The sequence below is a fragment of the Thiomicrospira sp. ALE5 genome, assembly GCF_900112445.1.
GTDB lineage: Bacteria > Pseudomonadota > Gammaproteobacteria > Thiomicrospirales > Thiomicrospiraceae > Thiomicrospira.
Window position 1 is genome coordinate 1,229,991 of record NZ_FOYY01000003.1, and the last position, 22,095, is coordinate 1,252,085.

Genomic DNA, 22,095 nt, shown 5'->3' on the forward strand with positions numbered 1-22,095 from the left:
ATACCTGCTCAGTCGGGCAAGAGGTCTAATACCTTGTCATAGTCAAAATCATCGAGCATGGTTGCTATTTGTTGCACAGATTCTGGGGTTAAATAGTGTGAAAAATAGTGCTTATGCTCATTGAAATGATCATGCGCTGAACCACTGAAGTCTTCAAGTAATGATTTAAACCTTGTTAAGATATTCTGCCATTCGGCTTCATCAAGTGCCACTTGGTTCAGGCTCACCGATGGCGCTTGCTCAGTCGGCTGCAGTTTACAGTAGTCTTCAAGCTGACTAATCAACGTCTGATAGGATGCAATAAATTCATCATCTACTAAACCCTCAATAGCCTCATACTGCTGATTTTGTAACCTTGCTTCAATATCGGCCAACTTAGCCGCCATTTCAGCCAGACCAAAAGTTAACATGATGCCCTTCAGAGTATGCGCATTGATTAATGCATCCTCCCATTCTGAACCCGCTAAGCTGTTTGCTAACTCAACCAGGCTCTGCTGATAGCGTGCTGCAAAATCACACAAGGACGCCATTATTAAACCAGGCTTCGCACCCAAATTACGTTGCAGCACAGCGATATCTAATCCTTTTATGTTGGGAAGCTCAAACATCGCCGCATGATCAACGGACGGGCTAGGCAGTATCACCGCTGTCACCTGTAACCAGTTGGCAAGGGCCTTGTAAAAGCCTGCGGGATCAATGGGTTTAGATAGATGAGAATTCATCCCCACTTCTAAACAGCGCTGTCTTTCCTCTTCAAGGGCATGAGCTGTCATGGCAATAATCGGGGTGGTAATCCCTGCCGCACGCATCATTCGTGCTGCATTTAAGCCATCAAGAACGGGCATTTGAATATCCATTAAGATTAAATCGTACGCCTGTTGCTGATCCACAACAAATGACACGGCAATTTGACCGTTATCAGCGCAGGTTATATCAGCATGCGTTTCTTGCAACAGCTCTGTCGCAATTTGTTGATTAATGGGATTGTCTTCAACCAGTAAAATTCGTTTACCACTTAAATCAGGATAGCCTTCGGATAAGGTTTCATAAGTGTTTAGCGCAACGCCACTGAGTAACTTATAAAGCTTCTCGGCAAAAACGGGCTTCATTATGGCCCGTTCAATATCGACACCCTGCGCCAAGTCATTCAACTCGTTCACATCATAAAAAGACATCAACACACAACGATTAAGTAAAATAGGAACATGTTGTTTGATTTCATTGAGTAACCACAACCCATTTTTATCGGGCATTTGCCAATCGATAAAAATCCAGTCTGGCACAGCTTGAGTGCTCGATAACCATGCCAAAGCCGCCTCAGCCGTAGTCTCTAGTCTTGACTCAATACCAAATAGCGCCAGTTGACTTGCCACCTGTTGTCCTGCGAGTGGGTGATCATCAACAATTAATGCATTCTGGTCTAATTTTGGATAGGCCAAAGGTTGTACAGCTGAACTTTGGGCTACCCCAACGCTAAACACGAACTGACTGCCCTTACCAAACTCGCTAGCAACTGTCACATCACCGTTCATTAAACGTGCTAAATTTCTCGAAATTGCCAAACCTAAACCGGTACCGCCATATTTACGCGTGGTACTGGCATCCGCTTGAGAAAACTCTTTAAATAACTTACGCATTTGCGCATCAGTCATCCCAATGCCAGTATCTTCAACCTTAAACACCAATTTTGATTTAGCCTGATCAAAGCTCACGGCTAAGCTGACATAACCTTGCTCAGTAAATTTCACGGCATTATTAAGCAAATTAATCAGCACTTGTTTTATACGTGACGCATCACCGATTAGCCCTAAATGAAGCGCAGTAGTTAATTCAGGTGCAATAGCCACAATTAATTCTAATCGCTTAGCACGCGCAACTACTTGGACGGGCAACAGTGAGTCTTGAACGAGTTGTTCAATATTTAATTGCGTCTCATCAAGCTCTAACTTGCCCGCTTCAATCTTGGAGAAATCCAAAATATCATCGATAATCGCCAATAACCCATTGGCAGAACGCTTAATCTTTTCAATATAGTCGCGCTGTTTATCGTCTAAGTTTGTTTTTAATGCCAAATGCGACATGCCCAAAATAGCATTCATTGGCGTACGAATTTCATGACTCATATTAGCTAAAAAGTGCGTCTTAATAGTCGAAGCCTCTTCAGCATTTCGTTTTTCAACTTCTAATTTTTGCAATAACTCGCGCTGCTCAGCCGCTTGTTGCAAACTGGCAATCATCACGCCACAAGTATTATTAAAGGGTTGCAAAAACTCCGCTAATTCAGTGGTGTAGTCTGCATCACTGTTGGCAATACCATAAACCCCAATCAGCTCACCCCCTTGAAAAATCGGCACCCCCATATACTTTCGCAAAGGCGGATGACCTGGCGGTGTGTTTCCACCGCGCGGATCATTTTGAACATCATTACTAATGATAATTTGTTCTTGATACATAACCGCCCCAATCATGGTGTTATCACTACACAACAACATATCTTGGTTTTTCAATCTCTCATAAAGTTGATAGGACGGCTCGTCCCAGGCAATGTTGGTGATTACATGAATTTTTAGGCAGCGCTTACCATCTTCTTGAAACAGCACCTCACCAATAAAGCCCTGCTCACTATGGGTAATTTTTAAGACACTTTGTAATAGATCATCCCAAACCCTTTCAGTCTGCTCATTCAAACCGACAAAATCCTCTGTCGCTGTTTTCAAAGCACTCAACAGCATACTACGAGTTTCGGCCTCTTTGCGACTGGCTTCACGTTCGCGGAGATCTGTTACAATACCAATGAAACTTAAATCATCACCCGAATCAATACGACTGACCACTAAATGAATCGGAAAGGCTTCTCCCGACTTGTTTAAGGCAACTAACTCGCGCCCACTAAGCATTAAACGGCTTTTGCCGGTTTCAACATAGTTTTGCACAAACACATCATGTTCATCAGCATACATAGCGGGCATTAATTTTTTCACATTTTGCCCTAACAACTCCTCCGCTGAATAACCAAAAATTCGTAAGGCTGCCGGGTTTAAACGAATAATTTCGGCCTTTAAATTAATCTGAATAATACCTACTGCCGCCGCATTTAGGATCGCTTCATTTTGATGAAGTGGTATAAAAGCTTGGCGACGAATACCCCGCCCAAATACAAATAAAATAATCAGTAAAATGACCGCGCCCAAAATCAGCACGATTCGATTAAAGGTTTTGGCTAACATAATTTGCTGATATTGAACGTTTAACCCTTGGTCAATCAAGTGTAAGGTGTTATTCAACTGTGCATAAAAAGGTCTAGATACATCGGGACCAAAATCAATATCCGAATTGGCTATATAACTGCGATTTAGCATCGGATAAACATAATCAGCCTTTAACTGCCGATATGCCATACGATCCTCATGAAGCTGCCCTAATAGCTCGGCCGAAAAACTATCCTGGTGCACACTTATCAATGCATCGAGTTTATTAAACTGCAAGTCAGCTTCATTAATACGAGTTCTTAATGCACCTACCTGCTCATAGCCAGTACCATCAATCACCCGGATAGTACTTAATACGTTAGATAAGGCTTGGCGATAGTTTAAATAAATGCGCATAAGCGCCATATGATCAGTGACTTGCGACTCATAAATTGGGGTTTGGAAGAATAAATTACTGATGGAGCCTACAAGATGGGCATGAAGATTGGTACCTCTGACTTTAAGCTGTTCACCCAACTGGTAACAGGATACTGGATCATTACAGGCGTAGAGCGCTAGACGAGTTTGCTCGAACTCATGGACTAAACGCTTTAAATAATCACTATCGGCTTCTGCATCCGTAAATAAGGCTGTTGAAAAAACTAGCTGCGTGAATCGGTGAGTGTCTGCTGCCATCGCATCTAACTCTTCTTGAGTTACAAAACGAGGAATCTGGCTCCATACGTAGCCACGTCGTGCCTCTTGGGTAATAGCAAAACCATAATCAATCACAACCGGCAAACTAGCTAACTTTTTCTGATAGTCTTGTTGTTCTTTGATCAACATAACGGCATAGACAAGCATCGCAATAACGATCGCTAAAGTAATAGCAAATACCGTTGCTAATTGTAAACTGAGCGTGCGAATGCCGTCTTTCATAAAAATAAATCCCCTTAATCAATCGGCTAGGCTTTGGCTTATCTCCGCAATCTGAGCTTCGATTCGTAAAAAGCATGCGAATAACTCTGGATCAAAATGTTTTTCACTCATATCTTGCATAATCGCTATAGCTTGTTGATGATCAAACCCTTTTTTGTAGGGGCGAGATGAACGCAGTGCATCATAAACATCTGCAAGCGCCATTAATCGACCGGCCAAAGGAATATCAGTACCTGCGAGCCCATTAGGATAGCCACTACCATCCCATTTTTCATGATGGCTTATTGCAATCGACTTGGCCATGTCTAAATAACCACCATAGCTTCCCATTGACTTAGCCGCCGAGGCGAGAATGTCATGACCACGCTGAGCATGGGTTTTCATGATTTCAAATTCTTCATCCGTTAACTTGCCTGGTTTTAATAAAATATGATCTGGAATACTAATTTTGCCAATATCATGTAAGGGAGCACAGCGCGTAATCAGGTCAATTTCTTGATCAGTAAGGCGTAAATGTGGCAAGTTATTTTGAGCTTGCTGAGCTATAAGTTGCACAAATTTTTGGGTACGCTTGATGTGCATACCGGTGTCTTCATCACGAAACTCAGCCAGTGAAATCATTACCGCCAGACTGGCATCTTGTAAGTTATAAATATCACTTAAACGCTGTTGCAAATCCTCTTCTAAGCGGTCTTTTTGCATTGACAAGCTGTCATGAAACAACTTGAGTTGTAAATGGGTATAAATCCTAGCTAACAGCACATCAGGGTTAATCGGCTTGGTAATAAAGTCGTTACCACCGGCCTGTAAGGCCTTTTTTTCATCTTCAGGTTTTGTCAGTGCAGTCAGAAACAAAACTGGTATAGCCTGTCTATTGGGGTCTTTTTTAAGTCTCTTACAGACTTCGTAACCATCCATTTCCGGCATCATCACGTCTAACAAGATCAAATCAACCGATACCCTTTCTAGTAGCGTGAGCGCTTTAACGCCTGAGTTGACTAACTTGACGTCATAATCCTCTTCAAGCAGCGCTTTGAGTAACATTAAATTTGCGGGTGTGTCGTCAACACATAAGATAGTTGGCTTTGATTGCGACATAATTTACTGCCTTGTCATTATTTGTTGTCGTGGGTACTGGCTATGGGCAATTTTCTGCAAAATACTTTCCAGTTGGTTACGATCAATCGGTTTCGTCATGTAATCATCCATACCCATTTGGTAGGATTTGTCTATTTCTTCGGTCATCGCGTGTGCGGTGACGGCAATAATCGGTATTTGGTCGTATTGGTTGGCAGCACGAATCACTTCAGTAGCTTGGTGACCACCCATCACCGGCATTTGCAGGTCCATCAACACCGCATCAACCCTATCTCGCTGCGGATCAAAAATAAAGTCCACTGCTTGCTGGCCATTTTCAGCTAATGCCGTTTGGATATCTAGGCGCTTTAGATATTCCAAAAGTATTTGCTGATTCAGTTTATTATCTTCCACAACTAGAATGCGCAGTTTACTAAAATCAGTCAAGCTATCTTTAGTGGCTACTTGGACATCTGCAACGGCCGCTTGATGCTCTTTTAACACTGACAGATGTTTAAACAGTTGTGATGGAGACAACGGCTTGTCAATAAAACCGGCTAAATTAAACCTAGCCATCGCCTGCTCAATCTGCTGTGTTTTTAGTGTTGAAACAACCCAAGTTTTAGCTAAAAGATTAGGTACATGCTCATTTAACCACTCTAACAAGGTTAAGGCTGTATCATTTTGCAGATGCCAGTCCAGCAAAAGCCAGTCTAGAGCATGATCGGTTCTAAGCACTTCAATCGCCTGGTTAGACGACTCTGCTTCAGTTATATAGGTATTTAGCTGGTTTAAATAGGCGCTTATAATATTGCGCGCAATTTTATGATCCTCTACAACCATAATCCTAAGTGGCGTGGGCGTGAATTCTAAAGTAAGACGTTCCTTATTTTGCTGCCATGGCATACACAGTGAGAATCTAAAAGAACTGCCTTGTCCCAATTGACTGGACACATCTATCTTTCCGCCCATTAGATTAACTAAACGCTGTGCAATCGCCAACCCTAAGCCCGTGCCACCATACTTTCGTGTGGTACTCTCGTCGGCCTGCATAAACTCATTAAATAAACGCGACTGTGTGACAGCCGTCATACCAATACCACTATCAATTACGCTAAAATCTACACGCAAATCTTGGCCTTGGTCAGCATAGGCCTTCACCTCTAGTAAAACATACCCTTGTTCAGTAAATTTAATTGCATTCGACAATAAATTATTAAGCACCTGTTGCAACCTAAGTGCATCCCCTTTAACCCAGCAGGCCTGGTTAGTTAGTCTAGAAGTATCAAAATTTAAGCCTATTTCAATTTGTTTATTGCGCGATGAAGCGGCCAAAACCGACACAATATCAACTGTCAACTCTTCAAGATTAAACCAATTCATCTCTAAAGACAGGTGACCTGAATCCATTTTAGAAAAATCTAAAATGTCATTAATCACCCCCAACAATGCTCGACTCGAGCGCATAAGCTTATTTAAATAATCTTGCTGACGATCCGTTAATTCCGTGTCACCTAAAAGCTGGCCCATCCCAATTACAGCATTCATCGGCGTTCTAATCTCATGACTCATATTGGCTAAAAATAGTGATTTAGCCTGCGCCGCCTGTTCGGCTTTTTGCTTAGCCGCCATCGCTGTTGCGGTTTTTTGTTCTAAGTTTTGTAACAGCGTTTGACGTTCTTTTTCTTTGATTCGTCGCTGAATAAGTACCGATAACGCTTCTCGTAACACGGCTATTTCTGGTTCAACATCCTCAAGATTCAAAGAGACGCCAGTAATCCCTAAATAGCCAATGCACTGCTCATTTACTTCAATGGGGTATATATGGGCACTGTGTTGGTCGAGCACGGGATACACGTCATCAAACAATAGGTTGATATCGGATGGCTCAATCTGATTAATCCACTGGTCAAGGTCTTGCCAAATTAAACTACCAATTGGCGTTATGCCTGCTATGCCCTGACCATGGCAGGCAATTAATACGACACCCTGATCATGTTTTTGGGCAATAAATACCGCATTGAGGTCTAATAACGATAGCACTTCTTTTAGCAGAGACTGCCAATAATCTTGATCCCAAATATTAATTGCACTCTTTTCAAAAGCGCTACGTAAACTCACTTGTAATCGGTGTTGCCGCTCAGCATGAATCGCCAAACGCTTGCGCTCAGTCAGGTCTGTTACCAGAATAATGAAAAACCGTTTATTAGTTTGTTGGACATCAGACACTGAAACCTCAACATGAATGACCTGTTGCTCACTGTTTAGCGCCAATACCTCCGTTTGACGACCAATAAACTGTGGTGCGGCACCTTTAAGGTAAGCCTGCATGGCATTGAAAATAATGACTCGATAACTTGGCACTAACAACTTAGCAATAGATTGCCCAACTAGCTCCTGCGCTGAATAACCAAATAACTCCGTCATCTTGTAGTTAATTTTTTCTATTCGACCCGATTCATCTATTTGGAGCACCCCAACAGGTGCACTTGCCAAAATAGCTTCGTTTTGCTTAAGCGGTAACAACGCCTTCTGCCGAATAACAAGAATCGCATAGATCAATAGAAAAAGAGTGACCAACACGATTACAAAAGCTATCACTAACTTTAATTTTGTATGTGCAATTGTTTGATTCGCTTGGTTAATAATATTTGCTAGTAGACTATCCCTGATACGCCATGCTGTATTTAAAGGTGCCTGCAATACGGCAAATTCTAGCGGCTCTAAATTCGGTTCATTTTGCATTAAGCGACGAGAATAAGTCACAACTGGTTCAAAGTGATCAGCTAATTCTAATAGCTGCCTTGCAAATTCTTCAGAAGATTTCGACGTTTTTAATGGCACTACGGATAATGCATTTTCTGCAAGCAGCCCATTCAAACCATCTATTTTTGCCTGGAGGTGAGGATTTTTGCCCTCTATTTGAACCAAATTAATATGACTCACTAAACTTGATAAATAGCTGTGCCAACGAATAATCTGGCTAAGTACTTTAATATCATTGCTTACCCCTAGCTCAACCAGCTGTTCAACTTGAAAAGTATGATAGTAGTAAACCTGTCTTTGTAATTCCTCAAGCACCAGCACTAATGGCAGCACTTGATTCCAATCACATTGCGCATCAAGCGTACAGTTTTGGACTGCTTGACGAAAATACAGCACATCTTGATAAACACTGTCAGTGGATTGATACCACTCTAATTTGGCAACGGGTAGATAATATTGATTAACCTGCTCCTGCGCAGCTTCTAAGCGACTGCGGCTTGCTTGATCATGGTAATAATACAGGGTCAGTTGTAGCTCTAAATTAATCGCATCATGTAAGCTAAGAATAGTCGGGGTTGTGACCAAGTTTTGGAATTGTTGCTGTTGTTGGTTAAGCTGATTAATGTTATTTACAATCCAAAAGCTAGATGCAATAACCATAATGGCAATGGCAATACCGGTAAGTAAATTCAATGAATTCAACTTACTAGTCATGAAGATCTCGAATGAAGCTTGATGGCATACCCCTCACTAGTTCATAACGAGCATAGCCGACTGCACCGGGGGTAGATAGTACGGCTCTCACCATTTCTTCCTCTGTTCTGACCAATTCAGGAGGCGAGCCACGACCACTAAAAATCAATCGGCTCCAGGTTTGATCTAGTTGTTCTGATGGCATCTTTAATGCCTCCATCACAAACGTCTTATGCACTGGATGACCACTTGGTAGCCTGTATACCGAGATAGTCTGCCCAGATGGCCATACCTGTTGCCTCATTTGATAAATGCGCGCCAGTTCTGTAGCAGATAATGATTCGACGTCAGCTTTATTAACTATTAATACCCAACTTCGCTCCTTAGCATTAACTAACGAAGTCATGGTGACCATGACTATCCACAATATCATCAAAGGAATATGCTTAATAAGATTGCTAACCGTTATCATCAACCTACCTTTACGCGGGGTCAAATTTGAGCTGACTTAGTAGCAGCACCGCTTGATCAAAATCGAAGTCCTTAATTGCAGCATCGAGTGACGCGATGTCTTTGGCCTCAATAACCGAGCTAAAAAGTGCATGATTATCAAACCAGAAGTCTACTGCAGCAGCGTCAAAATCACTTAACAATGTTTGCAACTTAGCGACCATCTGGCTAGCTTGCTGATCGGTTAGGTTTTCTACAGAAACATTTTCACTAGATGGGTTCACTTGCGTTTGTTCTGCACAGTCTAGTGCCAAGGCTAATTGTTGCCACAACACAATATGCAGTTGCTTTAGCTGATCAAAGTAGTCATTCGACGGCCAAGTTTGATTCAGCAACAGATCCTCTCCCTGGCCTAATAACTTACTTAACTCCACCAAGCCCACAGAAGCAGATAGCCCCTTAAAGGTATGAACATAGCGTAACGCCTCGTCAAGCTGATTCGCTGTGAGCATCGTCATAAGCAAATCCGGCGCATCTTGATAAGTATGCACAACATCCTTCAGAATATTTTCAAAAAACCCTGGTGTAGGCGGCATCATTGCACGCGCACTCGCAAAGTCTGTTCCAGGGATGGTATCTAAATTTGGCATTGCTTGTTTATCCTGTTCATAGTGCGTTAATAAAGCTTGATTTTGATCTTTAGTCTCGGCTAGATAACTTGCTAATAGCGCATAAAGCACGTCTGGTAAAATCGGTTTGGCAAGATGGTCATTCATACCCACTTCAGCAAAAGCAGCCACTTCTTCACTCATTACATGAGCCGTCATGGCAATAATGGGCAGCTCTGCTTTAGCGAACTGCCCTCTGATTTGTTTAGTCGCTTCAATGCCATTCATAATGGGCATCTGAACATCCATGAGCACCAAGTCGAACTTTAGACCTGCGTGACAGACAAAATTAACAGCTTGTTCACCATTTTCAGCCAAGGTTACATCAATTAGTGTGGGCTTAAGCAGCTCTAATGCAATTTGTTGATTTAATAGATTATCTTCAACTAACAATATTTTTTTGGTACTTAAATTGGGCACAAGATCGCGCGCATGCTTCGGCGCAGAGTCATGGTCAGTCGTTTCATTAGAAAATAATGCCACAAATGTACTTGGCATAATGGGCTTGTGAATCACTTGCAGAATATTTTTATCTCTTGCAATCTGCTGTAACCGATCCAGTTCATAAAAAGAAGCCAATACGCAGCGTGATTGCCAAGCTGGGTTATGCGCTATGATTTGCTCTATTAGCTCAACACCGTCGATTTCTGGCATAACATAATCAACAAGTATCTTCGTTACTTGTCTCGGATCAAACTGGTCAATTTCAGCCAGCAGCGCCGATGCAGAGTTAAAACTGTGACAAGTAAAACCAAAGCCTACGACTAAGGCTTGTAATTGTTTTAGCGCGACAGGGTTATCATCAACAATAATTATTTGCTCTTGCCATTGTGGGCATACTTTATTCGTTGGCACGGCGTCTAAAACTAGGGGCAGCGTTAGGGAAAATTGACTACCCTGATTAACTACTGATGATACCGTGAGATCGCCTCCCATTTGTTGGGCAAGTCGTTTTGAAATAGCTAAACCTAATCCGGTTCCGCCATAGTTGCGCGCAACCGAGTCGTCAGTCTGGTTGTAGGATTCGAACAACTGTGACAACTGGCTAGGTGTCATCCCTTTGCCCGTATCGCTGACCTTGAATAGAACCCACCATTGCGATGGCTCTTGTTGCATCAAGTCTACTTGAATTTCCACATAACCTGAGGCCGTAAATTTAACCGCATTGCTAAGCAGGTTTATCAATATTTGACTGATTCTAACCGGATCACCTTTAAGGGAAGGCTGCGCGCAATGATTGATGGCTTGATCTATGTAAACAATTAACTCTAATCTTTTATCTTGCGCTTGCGTTTGCACAGATACCAGTGCGTCTTCAATCACCTCTTCTACCCATATAGGTATCGATTCAATTGATAAGTTACCTGATTCAATTTTGGATATATCCAAGATATCATTCAATATGCTAAGCAGATGGGAAGCAGAGCGCTTTATCTTGTGAATATAATCTTGCTGTTGTGCATCTAGGTTAGTTTTAAGTGCCAGATGCGTCATACCCAAAATCCCATTCATTGGCGTACGTATCTCGTGACTCATATTGGCCAAGAAGTCTGCTTGATGGGTTATGCTTCGAACGGCTGACTTGGCAAGAGTTGACTCCTCAGGAGCATCTTGATCTAAAACGACTTGTTGTTGCTCACAGCCTAGCATCAGCAGGGCGGTTTCTTGCATCACGCTATTGGCCATGATCCACTGTTCGTTAAAACCATATTTCTGATTGCAAAAGCCTAGCAAGCCTAGGAGTTTATTGTTTTCAACCAGTGGAAAGCACAACAGATTTTGCAGAGCTGGAAATTGTTCAGATAACTCTGCCCAGCGCGGATCCCGTTTTATATTATTGGACAGCAGAATACGATTGTTTTTTAAATGCGAATTGAACCAACTACCTGCAAGTATCTGTCTTATGCCACTATCAATTTGACTTGTAGTTAATTCTGTCTCTGCAGAGATCGCACTAGCCATTAATGTGTAATTTACATCCTGCTGTTGATCCAACTCAACCAACCAAACGCTCTCAACGTCTATTGACTGAATAGCGTCATCGAGCCAATGCTGAAGGTCAGCCTGGTCAGCTTGCGAATGCTTAAAAGCGCGACTGACTAAGCTAAATGCACTCTTAATGACATTGATTTGATCCTGCATTTGCTGTGACAGCAAAGTATCTGTCGGTTTTTTTAGCTTCAAAAGATTAAGTAAACTCGTTTTACCTCTATACTCCTGTAACTGAGTTATATACTCAACCTGATTACCCAAGCCATCGGTAAAACTGACTTGATAAGAATCTAAAGCGAGTTGGCGTGCTTGTTCATCAAAGCTTGGCATCCAACGCGTAATTAACTGGCCCGTTGCGCTGTCATCAAGATTAAGGTAGCTTTGTGCCACTTTATTGAATTTTACGACCCGCCCAGTTTGATCCAATAATAAGGTGGCTACTTCACCTGATTCGAGAAAAGCCTGATCTTCGTCCTGTTTTTTTAATTGGTCTTGTCGGTTAATGCGTGCTTGCAACAATAAAACCAAGATCAAAAAGATTAAGAACACGAACAATACACCAAAGAGCGCGACGTTTTTAATCATACTAGCTCGTAAACCGGTCATCATATTAGTTCGGTTCAACACCACCAGCTCTAACAACTGCCCGTGTAAATTTTGATAGCGGTTAAGTTGCCGGATGATTAAATCATCTGAGCTAACTGAACCTCGATTTCCTAGCACAGCATCCACTTGAAACGCCATCTGCGTTTGCTGTATACGCCACTGATCTACCCATTTATTGACCGCCTCGTTATACTCATATTGAACTAGGTCCTGCATCAAGCCTTGGTGAGTTTGCCAACGAGTTAAGTTTGTTTCGATACTCTCCTGCCACATATCACTTGGACTAACAGCCATCATAAATGCACTATAAGCTAAGTGCTCCGAAACCACATACCAGCGATTAATGTGGCTTTGCAGTTGCGTTAACTGAACAAGCTTTGCATCAATAAAGGGAATTTGTCTGAAACGAAAATCTGCACGAGTCAATAGCTTATTTTGAATTGAAATAAACGCATTATTAAGATTCTCAGCAATAAAGCTGCACTCGTCCTGAGTATGACAGGTAACATCATTCTGCCGATAAAAACTTATTTCTTGCCACGCTCTTTGCCAGTCTTCTTTATAGGCGTTCCCATCTAATGAATTAGAAAACATCTGATAGGCTACATCTGTAGTGGCCGTTAAATCAGGCAACTTACTTGGATGATAAGCTGCAAGCAGCTCTTGTCCTAGTAATCGGTCATCTGCCACCGCCTCCAGCTGAAAGAGACGCGCACGCGTTTCTTTTAATAGTGCTTGATGAAAGGTTTGGATAAGGCGCTGATCATTAACAATTGCTTGATAATTGAAATAATACCTTACACCCAATAGAGTCAACGTAATCACTGTGATCAACACAAATAACCAAGTAAATCGAATGGAAAAAATACGATTCATAGTCGTTTTTTTAAATCTCATTCGCCTTCCTTGCTTTCACTAGCCAACCACTTTATTAATTTTTCAGCCAGCACATCGGGATTAACTGGCTTTGAAATATAGTCATCCATACCTGCAGCATAACAACGTTCTTCATCGCCCTGCATGGCATTGGCGGTCATTGCAATTACTGGTGTTTTAGCATTAACGCTTGTCGAAGCCCTCAAGTCCTTTGTTGCCTCAAAACCATCTTTAACAGGCATCTGACAATCCATTAAAACTAAGTTAAAAGACTCCTCTGCAAGTTTATCAAGTGCATCTTGACCATTAACGGCTAATGTAGCTGTTAAACCCAACTCCTTTAGCAAAGCTATAGCTAACTTTTGATTAATTAAGTTATCTTCTACCAATAGAATTTTAGCCTTGCCAGCAATCTCAGACATGATGGGCCTCGTCGCTTTAGACTCGGCAATACTGGCGCCGTTCGAAAACGAGGTCAGCCAATGGGTTAACTGTTCAAATTTAATCGGCTTTATCCGCATCTTTATATTAGTCTTAGATAAAGGTTTGCGCCAATTAGAGGCTTGCTTATGCGTGACCATCAGGGTGACTTGTGAGTATTCAACCGCAATATCATTTAACAAGCTCAACGGACGATCATAGACTTTTAGCAAATCATCAAGATCAATCCAAATAACCGTATCATTAGCAACATTCGCTTCATTCAATGACATCAAATCATAAAAACGCACTTGAATATTTAATTTCTCAAATAAGGCTCTGTAACGTTCAGCTAGCGCATTATTGGTTCTAACCCAGGCTAGATTTTTGGTTTCTTTCATCGGCCGCAAACAAGGTTGCGAACCCTCAGCTCGATGAGGAATCGAAAAATAAAAAGTGGAACCTTGCCCCACAACACTCGTTACGCCAATCGTTCCGCCCATAAGCTCAACCAATTGACGCGAAATAGCCAGCCCTAGGCCAGTGCCACCAAAATTACGTGTTGACGAACTATCAACCTGAGAAAATGCACCAAATAATTTGTTTTGCCCTGCTTCCGATATCCCCACACCCGTGTCAACAATTTCAAAACGAATGCTATCTTCGACAGTATAAGTCACATTAAGAAAAACATAACCGTCGCTAGTAAACTTCACGGCATTCCCTAATAAGTTAATTAACACTTGTCTTAATCTAACAGGATCCGTTTGAATAGTTTCTGGGATAGAAGGTGCCACAAAATAGCCTATGTCAAGGTTTTTTTGTTGCGCAGAGGCGCCTACCATGTCAATAACGCTATCAAGCAAGTGCACTATCTTGACTGATTCAAAGGATACTTCAAGTTTGCCAGCCTCAATCTTCGAAAAATCTAAAATATCATTAATGATACTTAACAAAGATTCTGAGCTATCTTTAACCGTTAATGTCAATTCCTTTTGCTCGGGTGTTAGCGGTGTTGATAATAATAGTCCCGTCATGCCAATCACTCCATTCATAGGAGTACGAATTTCATGGCTCATATTGGCTAAAAACTCTGACTTTAACCTGGCCGACTCCAAGGCTTGATCGCGCGCATTTTCGATAGCTTCTTGTGCTTTTCTGCGCTCACTGACATCACGTATAACGCCGGTAAAACGCCGTTTACCGGCGAACACCACCTCACTTACTGCAAGGTCTATTGGCACAACTTCGCCCGACGCTTTGACAGCTGTTAAATGACGCGTTAAACCAATTACTTTTGCTTCACCCCTAACCAAATAATTTTTCATATAATCATCATGCAATGAATGGTGAGGCTCGGGGACAATAACCTTAATATTTTTGCCTATCAGCTCGCTAGGCAAATACCCCAACACATCTCGGATAGCGTTATTCGCTTCAACTACCTTACCTTTTTCATCGGTCACAATAATGGCATCAACCACCGAGTTCATAATGCTCAAAGTTTTCTGCTGCTCAACTATCGCCTGGTTTACAGCAACTCTATTGCGTCTTAAAACAAGACCCAAAGTACCGAGTGACAACATAGCTAATACAAACATCGCAGAAAATGTTTGCCATGCTTGAGCATGTGCATCAGTCTGAAAAGTGGATACTGGCCTAGCAACCTCTAATACACCGCGCACATCGCCTAATTGCCATGTCGTTTTAGGTGTACCTGGATAACTGTTATGACAGGCAACACATGAAGTTTGTAAAACATCAGCAACCGCAAAACGCAGCATCTTTTCGCCGTTAACTCTCTCAAAGCGACTAAACGAATCATTGGGGTTATGGCGTAAATACTCCATCGCTTCTTGCTAAAAATTGTCACAAATACCAGCATTCTCCCGCCACTCAAATGGCATATCACTGAACAAGCGAACACTATAATTAGAATTTGATGACAGTAGATCGCCAAAGTCTATTGCGAAGGTTGCTGGTAATGGTATTGAACCTGGTATGTTTTGATAATCATGGGTTACGATCATGCCTTCATGCATGGCCGCAGCCGGAACAATGGTATTCGCATAAAAATTTCTAAATTGGGCTACGGATTGTGAAAAATCTTGTGCCTCTAAGATTGCACTTTGCTGAATTTGATTTTGCGAACGATCGTAATGCCACCAAAAAATAAGCGTAATACCTAAAAGAAGAGCTAGTGCGATAAGATGTAAAGCATAGTCTAGAGCCCTATCAAAAAGTTTTCGCATCCAACACTCCAAAAACACCCAAAAATAAACACATCTATAATATCACGACTATATTTACCTCTTGCAGCCAATCTGCTTTATTTCTTAAACATAGCACGTCCTTTTATTGATTACTTGACGTCGCACATTGGTTAGATTAGTATTGATTCATCTCTCGGGGTGCGCGTTTGCGCTGAGAAGGTCTTAGACCTAACCCGCTGAACTTGAACTGGTTAGAACCAGCGTAGGGAAGAGAATCATTTAATCGGCGTGTTTTATTCTAGTCCTCCCGCCGTTTCTGAATGCCTCCGGTGATCCAAACCGACTTTTCACGCTGTTTTTCTGCCTTTAAATTTTAATCTCAAGAACACCTTGTTTAGCGCGTAGCCTTTGTGCTCCAGCGACGCCCCTTTTTGCGCAGCAAAAAGCCGAAGGAGTCGAGGCACAAGGCGAAAGCGCTATTTACCCCCTGTTGTTCGCGAGTAGGAAATCGGAGAAAAACATGACTCAAAACACTAAATACACCGCTGAACACAGCGAAATCACCCGCAATCCGTTTCCGGCGTCGAAAAAAATCTATATTCCCGGCGAAATCCACGCCGACATCCGCGTGCCGATGCGCGAAATCGAACTGACCAATGGCGAAACCCTGACGGTTTACGATACCTCCGGCCCTTATACCGATCCGACTGCTGACATTGATTTAACTCAAGGTTTACCGGCGATTCGCCAGGCCTGGATTGCGGCGCGGGGTGATGTTGAAGAATATGAAGGTCGTCAGCTTAAAGCGGTTGATAACGGTTATAAGCGCGAAACCGATGTACCTGCCGAACTATTGGCCGCGGAGCAAGGCTTGAGAAGAACCCCGCTACGCGCTAAAACAGGCAAAAACGTGACCCAAATGCACTACGCGCGCCAAGGCATTATCACGCCGGAAATGGAGTTTATCGCCATTCGTGAAAACCAACGTCGCCAAGACGTGATTGATGCGGAACGCGAAGCACGGCTAAAAGGTGAAAGCTTTGGCGCAAATTTGCCGGAGTTGATTACCCCGGAATTTGTGCGTGATGAAGTTGCGGCTGGGCGTGCGGTGATTCCGTGCAATATCAACCACCCGGAATCCGAACCGATGATTATTGGCCGTAACTTTTTGGTCAAAATAAACGCCAATATCGGTAACTCGGCGATCACCTCGTCGATTGCCGAAGAAGTCGAAAAAATGGTGTGGTCAACCCGTTGGGGCGGCGACACAGTGATGGATTTATCCACCGGCAAAAACATTCATGCCACCCGCGATTGGATTATCCGCAATTCGCCGGTGCCGATTGGCACCGTGCCTTTGTATCAAGCGCTGGAAAAGGTCAATGGCATTGCCGAAGACCTGACCTGGGAAGTCTACCGCGACACTTTGATTGAGCAAGCCGAACAAGGCGTGGACTATTTCACCATCCATGCGGGCGTATTGTTGCGTTATGTGCCGATGACCGCTAAACGTGTGACCGGCATCGTATCGCGCGGCGGCTCGATTATGGCGAAATGGTGTTTGGCGCACCATAAAGAAAACTTCCTTTACACCCATTTTGAAGACATCTGCGAAATCATGAAAGCCTATGATGTCAGCTTCTCGCTCGGTGACGGTTTACGTCCGGGTTCGATTGCCGATGCCAATGACGAAGCGCAGTTATCCGAGCTGCAAACGCTCGGGGAGCTGACCAAAATCGCGTGGAAACACGATGTGCAAACCATTATCGAAGGCCCGGGCCATGTACCGATGCACAAGATTAAAGAGAACATGGATTTGCAACTCAAGCTCTGTCACGAAGCGCCGTTTTATACGCTCGGCCCGTTGACCACCGATATTGCACCGGGTTATGACCATATCACCTCGGGCATAGGCGCGGCGATGATCGGTTGGTACGGCACGGCGATGCTGTGTTATGTCACGCCGAAAGAACATTTGGGCTTGCCAAACCGTGAGGACGTTAAAGAAGGCTTAATGGCGTATAAAATCGCCGCCCATGCCGCCGATGTCGCCAAGGGTCACCCGGGTGCGCGTCACCGTGATGATGCGATGAGTAAAGCACGTTTTGAATTCCGTTGGATGGATCAGTTTAATATCGGTCTTGACCCGGAACGTGCGATGGCCTATCACGATGAAACCCTGCCGCGTGATTCGGCCAAAGTGGCGCATTTCTGCTCCATGTGTGGGCCGAAGTTCTGTTCGATGAAAATCAGCCAAGAAGTGCGCGATTACGCCGACCAAATGGGCGTCGATGAAAAGGCGGCGTTGGAGGCCGGCATGGCTGAACAAGCCAAAACCTTTAAAGAACTCGGCAGTGAAATCTCGGTGCCGGTTGATAAAATCCAAAAGCTGGCTTAAAGCTATGAACTTGGACGGTTTGAAGACCGTAGGCATTGCAGGTGCAGGCCTGGTGGGTCGGGTGTTGGCGTTGAATTTAATTCAGCGCGGCATTCAGGTCACGCTGTTTGAGCGCGACAAGGCCGACACTGTGCCGAACGCGGCGGGCTACACTGCCGCCGGCATGCTCGCGCCCTATGCCGAATTGGAACTAATGGATGCGGAACTTTTTCAACTTGGCATGCGCTCGATTGAACTCTGGCCAGGCCTGGTGGACTGGATGGCGGCGCAAGGTTATCCGGTCGATTTGCAACAACGCGGTAGCCTGATTTTAGCGCATCAAAATGACCGCGCGGACTTGCAACATTTTATGCGTCAACTATTGCATAAATTGCCTGAAGGTTTTCAGGTTGAACCGCTTAATAATCAGCGTATTAGCGAGCTTGAACCCGAGCTGGCGCATCATCACCAGGCCTGGTGGTTGCCACAAGAAGGCCAAGTGGATTCCACCCAGTTTTTTACGCAAAGCGAAGCGCTGCTGAAAAACCATCCTTTGGTGGCATGGCGTGAAAATACCGAGGTTAAGCAGCTGTCATCTCGGCTGATTGATGAGCAGGCGTTCGACTGGGTGTTTGATTGTCGCGGTTTAGGTGCGAAAACGGATATTAAAGATTTGCGCGGGGTGCGCGGCGAGGTGTTTTGGCTGGATGCGCCCGAGGTTCAGCTCAGCCGTCCGGTGCGGTTAATGCACCCGCGCTATCGCATTTATATTGTGCCGCGCGCCAATAGGCGTTATGTGATCGGTGCGAGCGAAATCGAAAGCGAAGACCGCAGCCCGATGTCGGTACGCTCCAGTTTGGAATTGCTGTCGGCGGTCTATAGTGTACATCCTGGCTTTGCCGAGGCGCGAATTGTCAATCAACTGACCAATTGCCGTCCGGCATTGGGTGATAATTTACCGCGCATTGAACAGCTCGACGGCCTGACGCGAATTAATGGTTTGTATCGCCACGGCTATTTATTTTCGCCCGCGATAATTGAAAAAGCACTGGGGCGCTTTTTAATGCTTAGTTTTTAATGCTCAATTTTGAATGTTGAGTTTTGAATTGTTTCTGCAGCGACTTTGGAAGAATCGGGTAGTCGAGACTTAGCGAAGCCAGCTTAATCGCGCTTTCGCTTTGTGTACTTGCTCCTTCGGCTTTTTGCTACGCAAAAAGAGGCGTCGCTAGCACACAAGGCTACGCGCAACCCTGTATCACGCTATTAAAATTGGATTAAAAAATGATTGTCATCATAAATGGTGAACCAAGAGACACTATAGCCAACAATCTAGCAGGCCTGGTGATGGAGTTAAAAATTGAAGGTGCATTCGCCTTGGCCTTAAATGAAAACTTTGTGCCCAAAAGCCAATACGCCAACACGACAATTCAGGAAAACGACCGCATCGAGATTGTCGCGCCCATGCAAGGAGGTTAAAAAAATGAACAACAACCAGGCCTGGTTACTCGCGGACAAGGAAATCAACAGTCGTTTATTGATCGGTTCGGCACTTTATCCGTCACCAGACATTATGCGCCAAGCAATTCAATCCAGTGGTAGCCAAGTGGTAACGGTGTCGATTCGCCGCCAAAATCCTGGCGATCAAAGTGGGCAAGCGTTTTGGCACCTTATTCAATCACTGGGTTGTCATATTCTGCCGAACACAGCTGGCTGCCGTAATGCTAAAGAAGCAATTACCACCGCCCAGATGGCACGTGAAATTTTTGGCACAAACTGGATTAAGCTCGAAGTCATTGGCGATGACTATACGCTACAGCCCGATCCATTTGATCTGGTCAAAGCGGCGCAGGCCTTAATTGAAGAGGGTTTTGAAGTCTTTCCTTATGCCAGTGATGACCTGGTTTTGTGCCAAAAATTGGTGGATGTCGGTTGCCGGATTGTCATGCCCTGGGCGTCACCGATTGGTTCCGGCAAAGGCATCATGAACCCCTACAATATGGAACTGATTCGCCAACGCTTGCCCAGTACCACCTTAATTGTCGATGCCGGTATCGGCAAACCCTCACACGCGGCACAGGCGTTAGAAATGGGCTTTGACGGTGTATTGCTCAACTCAGCGGTGGCGCTTGCCGATGATCCGGTCAAAATGGCACAGGCCTTTAAGCACGCGATGAATGCCGGACGATGCGGTTACGAGGCCGGTGTCATGCCACAACGCGAATTCGCCAGCGCCTCTACTCCCACACTCGGCACCCCATTTTGGCATCAAGATTAATTACGCCAACCTAACACATTTCGGTTAAAATCAATTTAATTTATTGAAATTAGTCCACATTAATCTTGTTTAAAGAGGTCTTTATGATCATTCAAATCGGCAACATTAAAGGCGGCTGTGGTAAAAGTACCGTCAGCGTCAACCTTGCTGCCCTGCTAGCTAATCTAGGTAAAGATGTCATTATCATTGATGCCGACCGTCAAGCAACCTCATCAAACTGGGTACTCGATCGCAATGAAACCGAGCTTGCGCGGGTCAATCATGTTCAAGTTTTCGATAATATTCGTGATACAGTGAAAGATCTAGGCAAACGCTATGAATATGTGATTGTTGATTCAGCGGGTCAAGATGGTCGCGAATTGCGTACTGGTTTAACGGCAGTCGACAGATTACTAATTCCTTTTCGCCCTTCGCAGCCTGATTTAGATGTATTGCCACAATTACAAGAAGTGATTCAACTGTCTAAAGATTACAACCCAAACCTGCAGGTTAATGCTATTTTAACCCTTGCGCCGACCAATCCTTCAATTCGTGAAATTGAAGAAGCGCAGGACTATATCAGCGATTATCAAGACATTCAGCTATTAAGCAGTATAATAAGAGATCGTAAAGTCTATCGAGATGCCATGGGCCTGGGTAAGGGCGTGGTAGAAATGGACAATGACAAAGCTAAATTTGAAATTAATCAGTTATGGGAGGAACTCCATGGTCACTAAACGCACACCACGCACGCGTCAAACTACAGCGCGCAAAACGCCAGCAAAAACAGCTGCGGCGAAAACTGAAACACCAGAAGAAGTAATCGTTCCAGAAACTGAGGCTAGAGATACCGCTGCAACAAAACCCGCTGCTAAACCAGCACCAAAAGCGCCAAGCAAGCCTGCGCCCAAAAAAGAGGAAGAACCACGTCGTATTATTCCAGCTCGTCGTGTATGGCCTGACTAATAAACCTAACACCCTAAATAACAGGAGTAAGATATGGCTGAAATCACCTTAAAAGGCAACCCAATCCATACCTGTGGCGTACTCCCCGAAGTGGGCAGCACCGCTGTTGATTTTTGTTTGGTAGCAAGCGATTTAAGCGACACCTGCATGACAGCTGGCACCCCCTTGCTCCTGAATATTTTCCCTAGCATCGATACCGGTGTTTGTGCCGCGTCAGTACGCCAGTTTAATGCTTTGGCAAGCCAAGTTGGTCATGCTGAAATCTGGTGTATATCTGCCGACTTGCCCTTCGCTCAGCAACGTTTTTGCGGTGCTGATGGACTCGATAAGGTTAAAACACTATCGAGTTTTCGCAACAGCCAGTTTGGTGTAGCCTATGGCTTAACCATTATGGATGGCCCCTTAGCAGGCCTGCTAGCTCGTGCGGTCGTGGTTATTGATGCTCAAGGTAAGGTTGCCTATACCGAGCTGGTACCAGAAATTGCCCAAGAGCCTAATTATGATGCGGCTCTTAACGCGCTAAAATCGCTCGTTTAATTCAACTATCCGCCCATCCAACCCCTGAATAGCTTAAATAGCATTCGGGGGTTTTATTGTCTAAATAAAATAA

The 22,095-nt window shown here is 44.0% G+C and carries 14 protein-coding genes and 1 riboswitch; of the genes, 7 read left to right on the forward strand and 7 right to left on the reverse strand.

From position 1 onward, the window contains the following. Window positions 1–8: 8 nt before the first annotated feature. Genes BM293_RS06015 through BM293_RS06045 form a run of 7 tightly spaced genes read right to left on the reverse strand, consistent with a single transcriptional unit; the run spans window position 9 to window position 15,927 of the window. Window positions 9–4,127 (reverse strand): response regulator, encoded by a 4,119-nt coding sequence (locus BM293_RS06015; protein ID WP_093447569.1) that lies wholly within the window; start codon window positions 4,125–4,127, stop codon window positions 9–11. Between the two features lie 18 nt (window positions 4,128–4,145). Next, complete coding sequence (locus BM293_RS06020; protein ID WP_093447571.1) at window positions 4,146–5,225, reverse strand: response regulator; 1,080 nt, start codon at window positions 5,223–5,225, stop codon at window positions 4,146–4,148. 3 nt (window positions 5,226–5,228) lie between these two features. Continuing rightward, complete coding sequence (locus BM293_RS06025; RefSeq protein ID WP_093447572.1) at window positions 5,229–8,684, reverse strand: response regulator; 3,456 nt, start codon at window positions 8,682–8,684, stop codon at window positions 5,229–5,231. Further along, on the reverse strand, window positions 8,677–9,096 hold the full coding sequence (locus BM293_RS06030; RefSeq protein ID WP_234968920.1) for a type 2 periplasmic-binding domain-containing protein: 420 nt from the start codon (window positions 9,094–9,096) through the stop codon (window positions 8,677–8,679). The genes BM293_RS06025 and BM293_RS06030 overlap by 8 nt, the downstream gene beginning before the upstream one ends. A 49-nt stretch (window positions 9,097–9,145) precedes the next feature. Further along, window positions 9,146–13,276 (reverse strand): response regulator, encoded by a 4,131-nt coding sequence (locus tag BM293_RS06035; RefSeq protein WP_093447575.1) that lies wholly within the window; start codon window positions 13,274–13,276, stop codon window positions 9,146–9,148. Then, the gene (locus tag BM293_RS06040) at window positions 13,273–15,525 is read right to left on the reverse strand and encodes an ATP-binding protein (RefSeq protein WP_093447577.1); all 2,253 of its coding nucleotides are present in this window, start codon (window positions 15,523–15,525) and stop codon (window positions 13,273–13,275) included. The genes BM293_RS06035 and BM293_RS06040 overlap by 4 nt, the downstream gene beginning before the upstream one ends. A gap of 9 nt (window positions 15,526–15,534) precedes the next feature. Further along, on the reverse strand, window positions 15,535–15,927 hold the full coding sequence (locus tag BM293_RS06045) for a DUF3365 domain-containing protein (RefSeq protein WP_093447578.1): 393 nt from the start codon (window positions 15,925–15,927) through the stop codon (window positions 15,535–15,537). Window positions 15,928–16,072: 145 nt separating this feature from the next. Further along, window positions 16,073–16,174, forward strand: a riboswitch (TPP riboswitch). A 234-nt stretch (window positions 16,175–16,408) separates the two neighbouring features. Here BM293_RS06045 and thiC point away from each other — a divergent pair. From thiC to tpx, 7 genes are all read left to right on the forward strand, one after another. After that, entirely contained in the window at window positions 16,409–18,286 is a 1,878-nt protein-coding gene (thiC, locus tag BM293_RS06050; protein WP_093447580.1) for a phosphomethylpyrimidine synthase ThiC, read from the forward strand. 4 nt (window positions 18,287–18,290) lie between these two features. After that, complete coding sequence (locus tag BM293_RS06055) at window positions 18,291–19,343, forward strand: FAD-dependent oxidoreductase (RefSeq protein WP_093447582.1); 1,053 nt, start codon at window positions 18,291–18,293, stop codon at window positions 19,341–19,343. Window positions 19,344–19,546: 203 nt separating this feature from the next. After that, window positions 19,547–19,741 (forward strand): sulfur carrier protein ThiS, encoded by a 195-nt coding sequence (gene thiS, locus BM293_RS06060; RefSeq protein ID WP_093447583.1) that lies wholly within the window; start codon window positions 19,547–19,549, stop codon window positions 19,739–19,741. A gap of 4 nt (window positions 19,742–19,745) precedes the next feature. Next, window positions 19,746–20,540: a thiazole synthase gene (locus BM293_RS06065; protein ID WP_093447585.1), complete on the forward strand. Its 795-nt coding sequence runs from the start codon at window positions 19,746–19,748 to the stop codon at window positions 20,538–20,540. Between the two features lie 83 nt (window positions 20,541–20,623). Further along, window positions 20,624–21,256 (forward strand): AAA family ATPase, encoded by a 633-nt coding sequence (locus tag BM293_RS06070; RefSeq protein ID WP_093447586.1) that lies wholly within the window; start codon window positions 20,624–20,626, stop codon window positions 21,254–21,256. Then, the gene (locus tag BM293_RS06075) at window positions 21,246–21,485 is read left to right on the forward strand and encodes a hypothetical protein (protein ID WP_093447588.1); all 240 of its coding nucleotides are present in this window, start codon (window positions 21,246–21,248) and stop codon (window positions 21,483–21,485) included. The genes BM293_RS06070 and BM293_RS06075 overlap by 11 nt, the downstream gene beginning before the upstream one ends. A gap of 33 nt (window positions 21,486–21,518) precedes the next feature. Beyond that, entirely contained in the window at window positions 21,519–22,022 is a 504-nt protein-coding gene (tpx, locus tag BM293_RS06080; protein ID WP_093447590.1) for a thiol peroxidase, read from the forward strand. The last annotated feature ends 73 nt before the right edge of the window (window positions 22,023–22,095 follow it).